At 36.8% G+C, this 11,820-nt stretch carries 8 protein-coding genes; 7 read left to right on the forward strand and 1 reads right to left on the reverse strand.

Going from position 1 to position 11,820, the window contains the following annotated elements; all coding sequences use genetic code 11:
- Positions 1-4: 4 nt before the first annotated feature.
- The 7 genes from ACJG85_RS10990 (at position 5) to ACJG85_RS11020 (ending at position 8,807) form a co-directional block, all read left to right on the forward strand.
- A complete protein-coding gene (locus tag ACJG85_RS10990; RefSeq protein WP_412476425.1) occupies positions 5-2,740 on the forward strand; it encodes a carboxypeptidase regulatory-like domain-containing protein in 2,736 nt (911 codons plus the stop codon).
- Between the two features lie 268 nt (positions 2,741-3,008).
- Positions 3,009-3,416: a hypothetical protein gene (locus tag ACJG85_RS10995; protein WP_412476426.1), complete on the forward strand. Its 408-nt coding sequence runs from the start codon at positions 3,009-3,011 to the stop codon at positions 3,414-3,416.
- Between the two features lie 81 nt (positions 3,417-3,497).
- A complete protein-coding gene (locus ACJG85_RS11000) occupies positions 3,498-3,920 on the forward strand; it encodes a Rieske (2Fe-2S) protein (RefSeq protein ID WP_412464124.1) in 423 nt (140 codons plus the stop codon).
- 331 nt (positions 3,921-4,251) lie between these two features.
- Positions 4,252-6,288: a T9SS type A sorting domain-containing protein gene (locus tag ACJG85_RS11005; protein WP_412476427.1), complete on the forward strand. Its 2,037-nt coding sequence runs from the start codon at positions 4,252-4,254 to the stop codon at positions 6,286-6,288.
- Positions 6,289-6,962: 674 nt separating this feature from the next.
- Complete coding sequence (locus ACJG85_RS11010; protein ID WP_412476428.1) at positions 6,963-7,442, forward strand: hypothetical protein; 480 nt, start codon at positions 6,963-6,965, stop codon at positions 7,440-7,442.
- A 3-nt stretch (positions 7,443-7,445) separates the two neighbouring features.
- Entirely contained in the window at positions 7,446-8,168 is a 723-nt protein-coding gene (locus ACJG85_RS11015) for a hypothetical protein (RefSeq protein ID WP_412464126.1), read from the forward strand.
- Between the two features lie 78 nt (positions 8,169-8,246).
- Positions 8,247-8,807 carry a hypothetical protein gene (locus ACJG85_RS11020; RefSeq protein ID WP_409680753.1) on the forward strand — a complete coding sequence of 187 codons (561 nt, stop codon included), beginning with the start codon at positions 8,247-8,249 and terminating at the stop codon, positions 8,805-8,807.
- Positions 8,808-8,875: 68 nt separating this feature from the next.
- Here the strand turns inward: ACJG85_RS11020 and ACJG85_RS11025 are convergent, their stop codons facing one another.
- Complete coding sequence (locus ACJG85_RS11025) at positions 8,876-11,788, reverse strand: T9SS type B sorting domain-containing protein (protein ID WP_412476429.1); 2,913 nt, start codon at positions 11,786-11,788, stop codon at positions 8,876-8,878.
- Positions 11,789-11,820 lie beyond the last annotated feature (32 nt).

An 11,820-nucleotide genomic window follows, 5' to 3' on the forward strand; every position in this document is an offset into this window, starting at 1 on the left:
TATAATGAAGCAAAAAATCTTTCTCTTTATTTTCTTATTGTTCACAGTCTGTATGGTTTCACAAAATACCCGCATTGAAGGAACAGTAAAAGATTCAACAGGCATAGCTATAGAAATGGCCAATGTAATTGTATTAAATAAAAATACAAATACTATGGAAGGATATGCTATAACTGACAGCAAAGGAAAATTTTCAGTTACTGTAAAAATAAACAACAACTACACCCTAAAAGCAACTTATTTAGGATTCCAGCCTTTTGAAAAAGAAATTAATGTAGAAGATAAAAATATCATTTTACCAATTATATTAAAAGAAGGTATTCAATTAGACATTGTAGAAATTGTGAGAGAAATGCCCGTAACTATTAGCGGAGACACTATCTCATACAAAGCCGACGCCTTTAAAAACGGAACGGAAAGAAAACTGGAAGATGTACTAAAGAAGTTACCCGGAGTTGAGGTCAATAAAGATGGTGAAATTGAGGTTGAAGGAAAAAAAGTTCAAAAAGTAATGATTGAGGGTAAAGATTTTTTTGATGGTGATACTAAAATAGCTACAAAAAACATTCCGGCTGATGCATTAGATAAAATACAAGTTTTACGTAACTATAATGAAGTATTAAACCTAAAAGGACTTGGCAATGATGAAGAAAATATTGCATTAAATATAAAGCTGAAAGAGGGTAAAAAGAATTTCTGGTTTGGTGATTTCAGTGCAGGTATTGGAACCGGTAATGATGAATTGCGCTCTGTTATCAATCCAAAACTATTTTATTACAGTCCGAAATACAGCATTAACATTATTACCAATTGGAATGATATAGGTGAAATGCCATTAACAGCTCAAGATTATTTTAAGTTTACCGGTGGCTTTAAAAACTTAATGAAAAAAGGAGGCACTGGTTTTAACATTACATCCAACGACTTGGGAATCTTAGGATTACAAAACAATCAAGCGGCCAAAATAGAAACTTCATTTGGCGCTGCAAATTTTAGCTATAACCCTTCAAAAGCCTTAACAATTAGTGGTTTTGGAATTTTTATGGGTAGTAAAATCAACTTAATCACAAATACAACCTCAAACAGGACTGACAACTTGCCTGATGGAACTGTACAAAATATAACAGAAATTGCGCAGGAGAATACCAATCAAGACAGCAAACAAATAATGGCTAAGCTGAGTTCCAGTTATGTCCCATCGGAAAAACTACATGTTGACTACGACATTTTAGCCAAGTACTCTAACCAAACTGAAAAAAGCACCAGCTACTCAAGCTTACTCTCTGATATTTATACAGAAAAAGAACAAAATCCATTTTCAATCAATCAAAATCTCAACTACTATTACACGCTAAACAATAAAAACGTCATTGCTTTAGAATTACAACATCTTTATCAGGAGGAAGACCCATTCTATAATGCTGATTTAGAAAATCAACCTTTTGTTTTAAACGGGTATAACGAGACACAAAACAGAAATATCATTAATCAGAACAGATTCACCAAAACCAACAAGGCAGACGCTAAACTTGACTACTACTACACTCTCAATGCTAAAAGCAACATAAACCTAACATTGGGTAACACCTATTCTTACCAAAATTTTAATTCTTCTATTTTTCAAACTTTAGATAACGGTTCCCAAAATGATTTAACGGCAGACGAAAATAACAATACTGTTAAATACCAATTTAACGATGCTTTTTTGGGAATACATTACAGATTTTTATTAGGTAAAGTTATCGTTACTCCGGGTTTCAGTTTTCATAATTATAGTATGAAAGATGAACAACTTAACTCTCAAAACAAAGTTTCCTTCACTCGGTTTCTACCCGGAATTAATGCCTTATGGCAGATTAAAAAGTCTGAAACTCTATCCTATGATTATTCACTTACTAACAACTTTACCGATATCAATAAGCTTGCAGAAGGCTACGTTTTTTCTAATTACAATAGCTTATTTCGTGGCAATCGAAATTTAGAAAATGCTACTTCACAAGTTCATTCCATTCGCTATTTTAAATACAATATGTTTAACTATGAAAATATATTTGCTAATCTTAGCTACACCAAACAAATTGAGGCAGTTAAAAACAAAACATTACTAACAGGGGTAAATCAAACCTCAACTGCTGTAAACATTAACTCCAATTTCGCAGAAGAGACGATATCAGGATCAATCAATTATGGACGGTCATTTTCAAAATATTACAAAGGTAATCTTGGCATAAGGGTTAATTGGAATAAGTTCAATAACATTCGCGTTTACCCGGATAATGATAGCAATCCCCAAAATGATCCAACCGAAATCCAAACCACCGAATCGGTCAGCCAAAATTATACTTTAGGCTTTTCAACCACCTTTAAAAAATATCCAAATCTTGGATTTACCTATAATTATACTGTAAACAATAACTTTTCAGACACCATATTTACCGATAGTCCAACCGTTAATTTAGAGTATTTTTTTCTGAATGCTTTTTCTTTTACGGCAGAGTATAGTTTATACCACAATTACAATAAATCAAAAACCATTGATAGTGAATATGACTTCTTATCGGCCAGCATAATTTATCAAAAGAAACAGAGTAAATGGGAATGGAAATTATCGGCTACGAACCTTTTAAACACCAAATCACTTAACACTAATAGCTTTAGTCAATTGGGGGGTACAAGTAGTTTTTCTGCCTACACGGTTCAATCCAGAATAGTACTCTTGAGCTTAAAATACAACATATAGTTTCTATTTAACTGAACATTAAGAAAGAGTAGTTTTATCTATTTGATAATGAGTTATATGAAAATTATGGAAGTTCATGGATAAAAAAACCATGTCAGTATAATAAATTTTAAATCAATCCAAAGCTACTATAACTTAGCAACTCAATCCTTTACAACAACACATCATATTTTGCAACTTTTCTGTTTTAGCTATCACGAATTATATTAATAATAACAGACTGTATAAAGAGATTGTAATATGGCTTGTTATTTTAAATACAACTAAAATGAAAAAAATACTTTTATCATTGGTTTTAATTTTTGGTTATTCATGTTTTTCTCAAAGTGGAATGCCTCTCGGCGGAACGCCACCGGGAGGTTTACCATCAGAGGGAATACCTGCCGAATTCAAAAAACCGCTGTCTACTGATGAGATGCTTGCAAAAATGACAACCGAGCTAAAACTCAATGAACTACAACAACTTCAAGTGAGGGAGATTTTAAAAACCTTCGAAAAAGAAAACACTTTTGACCCAACAAAAATCAAGCCCGAAGAAAGACCCGATTTTCAAACTATCAAAGAAAAGATTGAAGCGAAAAAGAAACTCCTTACGGCCAAACTATCAAAAGTGCTAACAGTAGAGCAATTAAAGAAATTTCATGACGAAAGTGATACTTGGAAACCTGAAAAATAGCAATGATGATTTTAATTTCTATGAATTTAATATGCCGCATTGTATAGAATTCAATAGTATATAAATATCAATAAAAGTAAGATGAAAAAATTAATTATAGTCAATGCTTTGGTTCTGCTACTCTTTTCCTGTGATAGCGGAGGGACTTTCAATAATAATAATCCCAATATCCCTAATTATTCATTTAACCTCGAAATTGATATGAGCTTACCCGGAAATAGCAACTTGCAATTCGCTAGTAATCATATCATAAACTATAGTGTTGGTGCTAGAGGTATTGTTGTTTTCAATACCGGTAATAATTTTGTTGCTTTTGATTTGGCTTGTCCAAATATCCCTTTTGCTAATTGTGAATCACCAATGGAGATTGATGGCATAGAAGCTATTTGTGACTGCGATGACACTACATACAACCTTTTTTCCGGTCAAAGTGTGGGACAAGAATATGGCATGAAACAGTATCGGACATCGGTTGAAGGCAATATTGTTATGGTTTATAATTAAATCCAAGAATCACTACAAATACCATTATATTCAAAGCCAAAATTCATTTTTTAAGTTAGATTTTTTCATGGGGTGACCTCATTATGTATTGTAAAATCATAATGAGGTTTTTGTATTAACATGGATTATTACTGACTAATTATCTTTAATTTAAAAAGATTGATAACCATTATCAAGAACTTATCGAACATTTTTAATTGCGTTTCGGAATTGTAGATAATTAACCTTGATTGATAGACCAAAAATAAAGACAAGTATATTATAATTTCATTTTTTTAATAATGTAAATACTTTTGAATCAATACCCAAGCATTTAAAAACAATCTTATATATGAAAAGCAAAAGTACATTATTGGTCTTAATTCATCTTATTTGTATTATCACCTATAGCCAAAACAGAACAGGTAAAGTAGTCTTCGGAGAAAAAATCGAAAACTTCAACTCATCACGCAATAAGGTTAGATGTGTTACCACTGAATATGAAAAATTCTTAGCAAAAAAATATCCCAATCGTTCAAACACCAAGCAATTCGAGAAATGGATAGCCCCTAAAATTGAGGAAATCAAAAAAAACAAATCCAGTAATCGAGAGACAAATGCAGTGATAACTATTCCAATTGTAGTCCACATTATTCATAACGGTGATGCCATTGGAACCAGTGAGAATATTTCCGATGAACAAGTACAATCACAGATAACCATACTCAATCAGGATTTTCGCAAAATGATTAATACTCCGGGATACAATACCAATAGTGTTGGAGCGGATATTGAAGTTGAGTTTTGTTTTGCACAACAAGATCCCGAAGGAAACGCAACTAACGGTATAAATAGGGTAAACTTAAATACAGAAAGCTGGGGAGAGACAGCAGTAGAAAACACTTTAAAACCCCAAACGCAATGGGATCCGACAAGATATTTTAATATTTGGGTTTGTAAATTCGGAGGTGATTTAGACGGAGTACTCGGATATGCTCAATTTCCTGATAGCTCAGGCTTGGGCGGGATTAATACAACTAACGGAAATGCTAATACGGATGGTGTAATCATAGGGTACCAATTTTTTGGATCTTCCGATATCTATCCAAACGGAACTTATGAAGCGCCTTACGACAAAGGCAGAACTGCAACTCATGAAATTGGACATTGCTTTGGACTAAGACACATTTGGGGTGATAATTCCAGTTGTACTGTAAATACAACTGATAGCAACAAAGATTATTGTCCTGATACTCCGGCCGCAAACACTGCGCATTACGGCTGTGAAACAGGTTCCAATACTTGCACCGCTGCTGCAGGAAATGATATGGTAGAGAACTATATGGATTATAGTGACGATAGCTGTATGAACATCTTTACGCAAGACCAAAAAACCAGAATTTTAGCCGTATTACAAAACTCTCCCAGAAGAGCCTCCTTAGCCACCTCAAATGGCTGTACAGCTCCCGAGGTATATGATATTGATGGATCCTTAAAAATTGAATCCTTAAACACTGCTTGTCAAACTTCATTCGCTCCAATAATAAAACTTGAGAATAAGGGCAACAATGCTATCACATCAGCTGTGCTGACTTATAATGTTGATAATGATATCAATCAAGTTTATAATTGGAGTGGGAATTTAGCAACTAATCAATCCGCAATCATTACACTTAATACAATTTCGCCGGTGGCAGGTGAACATACTTTTAATGTTGCGATACAATCCGTTAATAATACAACTGATCAGAACACTTTTAATAACAACAAATCTCAGGCTTTTAGTATCACATCCAGTTATAACACAACACAAGTGATTCTCAACTTGCAAAGAGACCTATATGGTTCTGAAACAACTTGGTCAATTACAAATCAATCCGGAACTACAATTGCATCCGGAGGCCCATATACAGATACTTCAAGTTTACCGGCACTATTAACACAAAATATAACTGTTTCTAACGGCTGTTACACATTTACGATTAATGATTCTTATGGAGATGGCATATGTTGTGACTACGGAAACGGTTACTATAACTTAAAAACTGCTGGCAACACAACAATTACAAGTGGAACAGAGTTTACAGACACTGAATCAAAAACATTTATAATAAATACTTCCCTTAGTGCTGAAGATTTTGTTGTTAAAGATGCCATAGTAATTTACCCTAACCCTGTTAACGATAATTTGACTATTCAAATCTATAATACTGAACTACCAAGTTCATACACCATTTATAATACTCTTGGACAAGTAATTTCAAGAAAAAAAATAAATTCAATTGAAGATTTAAAAATTCATACCGAAAGTTTATCAAATGGAATCTATGTTATAACAATAGAAGGTCAAGATAAAAACACAACTATAAAAAAGTTCATTAAAAATTAGTTAGTACCCTTGTTGTTTTTATTAAGAAATTACATGCTTTTTTAGTTGATTAGTAAACCGGGGTTACTTAAAGTGCCCCGGTTTTACATTAGATTCTAATAAGTTGTTTAAAAAAATCAAAATTCTTTAACAACTTATAAAATAGCGTTTAAACTATTTCTTCACTTACTCCAAATATACTTCTGCTCAAAATTAAGAAACGCCACCACAACAATTACCTACTCTTTAGTCACCTCCGGAAATTGGTTCGTCTTTATTCCTCATTCATCAGAAGTATCACTTGATAACAAATTAGTAATTGCTCCAATTTAATCAAGATTTAAGGCAATTCAATTACTGCATAAAATTCAAATGTTTTTTTGTGGATTGCAACGGAATAAAAATTGACCCAAGGCTTCTACCGAATTGAGCAAAGCACACGAGGCGAAGCAGGCTGCCGAAGAAAATCGAGGACCATTATCTTTACAGCGCTTCCAGCTTGCACTAAGTTCGCTGCGCTCGGGTCGATACAATTTATAACTAAAAAAACTAGCGTTTCATAGTTATAAATCACTCGGAGTGACGTGACAAAGTCGTGTGATTGAATGGGCTTTAATTAAAACTACAAAACAAAGGTTTCCACTTTATAAGATAAAAATCAAAATAAATACTAAATTTACCTCTCGATCAAAATCATGGACACCGAAAAATATTACACTCTCGCCAAAACAGCCTTGTTAATTCCCTTTATAGCCGGGTTACTTACTTTAGCCGAACAGTTTTTACCGCTCCAAAAAATGGAAACAGTGGTCGAGTACAAACACACCAGCCGCAGTGCCAAACTAGGCAATACCACCTACTCCATCGATTTTGTGAACAACAACGACCAATTCACCGAAGCCATTTACAACAAAGTAAACGAAGGCGACGAGGTTACTTTACAGGTGCTTTTTTTTACCAAAGAAGTCAAAAACATCCAACTGCCTAACGGACAAGTACTGGAAAACGATACGGCTGAAATCTATTTCTTACTAGGCTTAACACTCGTCTTTTTGGGTTTTAGTATCTTCTTTTGGCGTAAAAAATATTATACGATAAAACAATACCGTTACATTGTCATTCTTTGTTTGATGGGGCTTTTTAGCCTAATCCGAATCATTAACGTAAATACCTAATCTATGAACTTAAGCAAAAAAGAATGGTTAGTGGTACTAACTATAATCATCATCTGTTTCTCTATAGACCCGGTGTATGCCGGACCCGGAGGCACAGTAGCCAAAGCCTTTTTCAGAACTTGGTGGGGCAAGTTAATTTTGATACTGCTCACCGTTATCTTCTTACCGCTTATCATTTACATGCGATTGATAGAATACCGCAAAGCACGAGAAATAAAAAAAATACTGTCACAACTAAGCAAAGAACACAAAGCCTTTCATTGGTTGCAATTGCAAAAAGAATTCCACAACATCATCAGAAGGGTTTACCAGGCTTGGCAAGAGGAAGATTTAAGCCGTGTAAAACAATACGTTAACCATTGGTACTGGCAAAACCAACAGGAAGTTTTTTTAGACCGATGGAAAAAGGAGAACCTCCAAAATATTTCCCGTCTAAAAGACATCACCAAAGTAAGACCTTTGTATTTAGAAATCAGCGAAGAGCCTAACTTTGAAAACTCGCGCATCGCCATAGCTATCACTGTAGTAGCCGAAGATTACCTCGTTGATCGCGATACCCAAAAAGTAGTGGAAGGCAAAAAAGGCTTTGACGATTTAGACTATGTATGGTTCTTAGAATACACCGATGGCCAATGGTTGCTCGACGACATCCAAGAAGGCGCTATGGCCATTGACATAGCTAAAATGCCGAATGAAGTACCGGATTACCTGGGTATAAAAGCTTAATGCATCGCTAACTTAGTCTTAAATGGCTTACCGCTTTTTCGGAAGGGGTCTTTCAATTATTTACAATGCCAATTAAAAATGAAAATCATCCTCTTAACCCCTATGGATATTGAGCAAGAAAAAGCACTAAATGCTTTGGCTCGAATTCCCAACTTGCAAAATGACTACGAGGTAATCGTGTCCGGTATCGGCCGAGAAAGTACCGCTAAAGCCTTAATGCAGCTACCCCAACACGATGTGTGTGTGTTATTGGGCTTTGCCGCCATAGTGGGTAAAGAAAATAATTTGCCCGACTACTTGGGGTTTGGAAAACCAATAGAAATTACCACAGCTACACTATACGGCTATGAAGGAGGCTTATTTGAAAATGGCCAACCCCTTCACGCCGAACCCAAGACCAAACTGGTCACACTAGCCTCACTAACCTCCGATAAATTCGTGAGAACCACCGATTTGGCGGAGCAAACCGTAATCAATATGGAGGACTACACCTTCATGTACTTAAAAAAACCACAAGACTTTATCCTACGCATCATCTCGGATTTCCTTCCGCATGAAACCGAAATAGACTTTTTTGAAGCAGTGAAAAGCATTGACTTTTTGGAGGCAATTAAGGTGATTGAGGAAAGCTTAGTTTGAAAACAACTTGAAGAGATTAAACAAGGACGTACTCTTTTAACAAACCATATAACCTATTAACAAATCACCTAACGCAACATAGAAAAATGCGAGCGGAAAGTTTGCCACACTCTTTCTCCTTTGGCATTGTAATCGTTAAACTCAACCATAAACCAATAGTCGGTTGACGGCATCATCTTACCGTTATAAGTACCATCCCAACCCGGGCTTTGTGGGCTTAATACAGTTAACAGTTTGCTGTAACGATCAAAAATATAAACCCTTGCGTTAGGCTGTGTATCAAAATAATAAATATTCCAAAAATCATTAACACCATCTCCGTTAGGGGTAAAGAAATTGGGATAACCTAACACCATCACATTTTTTGTAACATCGGTACAATTGTCAATATCGGTGAGCGATACATGATGTATCCCGGGTGTCAAATTATAAAAAACATTAGATTCTTGAAATGGGCCGTTGTCTACTGCATACAAATATGGTCCTGTTCCTCCATTCACTACTACAGTCATACTGTTGTTTTGGTTAAAAGTATCGGTTACATAAGTGTAAAAATCTTCCACCGTAACCGTTGTAGTAACCGTTGAGGAAACCGAGGGTGCCACACATCCGGTTAAATTATTGGTCACAAGCACCGAATAAGTGCCGGGAGCAGCTACCGTGTTTATATTTGAAGTAACAGGTGGTGTTACCGGTGCGCTATTCAAAAACCATTGACAAGTGTAAAGTGAATCACTTAATCCTGTATTCAATATAGCCGGACGGAATACTTGTCCTCTCGGATCTTCACAGATAGCAAAATTAGCCAATTGAGGTGTCGGTAAAGGATCTATTCTAACGGTGGTGGAAACAGTTGCCGGTGTACAACCGCCAACAGTAGGCATTGTATAAGTTATGGTATGTAACCCTGCTATACTCGAACTTGGTGTAATGCCTCCGTTGCTGCTATTGATGGTTACACCGCTCGGTGCAGTATAAGTACCACCCGTATAAGCTGCAGTACCTGAAAGGGTAACCGCTTGCGGACTATTCAAAGACATACAAAAAGGGTCGGCATAACTAATGGCTGCTGTAGGCATTTCAGTAATAGTAACTGTTGCGTACTCATTTACTGCCGGACAACCTCCTGCCGCCGGAATGAGATAAGCAATGGTGTAATTACCAACTACTGACTGGTTGGGAACTATAGCACCCGTATTGGGATTGAGCGATAAGCCCGAAGGAGTCGCGGAAAAAGTACCAGAAGCGTAACTTCCTGTTCCTGTAACTGTAACCGACTGTGGCACAGCAATCGAATTACAAAAAGGCGTGGCATATTGCAACACTGCCGTAGACAAAGCAATAATGGTTACTTGTGTAGTGGCCACAACGGCACTACAAACACCGCCCACCGGTGGCGTGGTATAAGTAACCTGATAAACCCCGGCCACACTACTGGATGGTATTATTTCACCATTGGTGGCATTAAGAGTTAAACCTGCGGGTGTAGCGGTATAAATCCCACCTCCTATTTGCCCTACACCGGTTAGAAAAATCGATTGTGGCCAATTGAATGATTTACAATAAGCAGCAGATGCATATTGTATAGTGGCAGAAGGTGACTCATATATGGTAATGGTAATGGTAACCGGTGGTACTGTACAGTTGTTGCTGGTAGGAATGGTATAGGTAACTTCATAAGTTCCCGGGGCGCTGGTACTGGGGGTAAATTCGGCCGTGACCGGATCAAAGCTCAAACCGGTGGCCGGAGATACACTATAGGTTCCGCCTGTATACAAATCGGTTCCGGTTAAAGTTATCGTTTTGACCGCAGTATCTGAAGTACAAAAATTAGCTTGCCCGTAAGAAATTTGGGCCGTAGGCGCCATATATACCGTAACAGCTTGTGTTTTGGTTACCGAGCAGCCAAAAGCATTAAAAGTGGTAAACGTAACATTATATGTTCCTGTAGAAGGAAAAGCATGCGTCGGGTTATGCTCTGTGGAAGTCGTACCATCTCCAAAATCCCATAAATAGCTGTCAAGCAAAGTACTATTTACCAACACCGTAGTATCTTCAAAAACGGCATTGTTGTAACAAGTATTGGTTATTGCGAAATCCGCAATGGGGTCTTCCAACTGCAAGACCGTTGAAATATCAACCGTACAACCGGTAACTGAGGTTAAGGTGCAGGTGTATGTTAGTCCGCCGTTCGGATTGGTTACTACGATAGATTGTGTTGTTTCCCCGGTATTCCAAAGATAGGTAAAACCTATAGGTGCTGTTAACTGTGCCGCAAATGAAGTACTACAATACGTGGCGCCAATTTGCAAAGGGGAACAATAGGCATCTACATAAGCATACCCAAAATGCGCTCCGGGAGAACAATCGCCGGTTTCAAATTCAACAGTAATACTCTGCCCCATGTAGGCACTTAAATTAAGTCCGACCGTTGTCCAATTTCTATAACGAACTTCTCCGCCGGCTACAGGATTGGAACAAGTTTGAAATCCATCCAAACCATCCGCAGCTACTACTGTGTAAACACCGCATAACGGATCAATTAATTGCCCGGCAGCATTGAGAACCCTTACTTGAAAACGAGGCTGCTCTGAAGGACTATGACCGGGATCTTCCAATACAACAGCATATTTATAGATAAACAATGAAGAGGATGGTGTTACCGTCATAGTATAAGACAAGGTTTCGGCTTCTGCACCGGAATCTGAATTTCCAACACGGGCTGAATACAATCCGCCGGGAGCTACAACAGGAACTACATCGCAAGTATTTGGATCGGTAGCGGTGCCAGACATTATGGTATGTCTTCCGTTAACAATCCCTGAAGGAGTTGTAAATATCGGGCAGCAATTACCGGTTTTTCCTTGCCAACCGGATAAATCGCCTAATTCAAAATCGGAGTTGGGACAAGAACTTTGGGCAGAAGTTTGTAATGCACTAAAACCTACTAAAACCAGTAGTAATAATCTAAATGTCTTCAAGGGTAATATTTTTTTTACTAAAATAAAAATTA

Origin of the sequence: Flavobacterium mekongense (assembly GCF_047038255.1) — a bacterium.
GTDB classification, from domain to species: domain Bacteria; phylum Bacteroidota; class Bacteroidia; order Flavobacteriales; family Flavobacteriaceae; genus Flavobacterium; species Flavobacterium mekongense.

Coding starts and splice junctions, on each gene's coding strand:
- ACJG85_RS11015 (WP_412464126.1), top strand. CDS start 7,446: ATGAACTTAAGCAAAAAAGAATGGTTAGTGGTACTAACTATAATCATC.
- ACJG85_RS11010 (WP_412476428.1), top strand. CDS start 6,963: ATGGACACCGAAAAATATTACACTCTCGCCAAAACAGCCTTGTTAATT.
- ACJG85_RS11020 (WP_409680753.1), top strand. CDS start 8,247: ATGAAAATCATCCTCTTAACCCCTATGGATATTGAGCAAGAAAAAGCA.
- ACJG85_RS10995 (WP_412476426.1), top strand. CDS start 3,009: ATGAAAAAAATACTTTTATCATTGGTTTTAATTTTTGGTTATTCATGT.
- ACJG85_RS11005 (WP_412476427.1), top strand. CDS start 4,252: ATGAAAAGCAAAAGTACATTATTGGTCTTAATTCATCTTATTTGTATT.
- ACJG85_RS11000 (WP_412464124.1), top strand. CDS start 3,498: ATGAAAAAATTAATTATAGTCAATGCTTTGGTTCTGCTACTCTTTTCC.
- ACJG85_RS10990 (WP_412476425.1), top strand. CDS start 5: ATGAAGCAAAAAATCTTTCTCTTTATTTTCTTATTGTTCACAGTCTGT.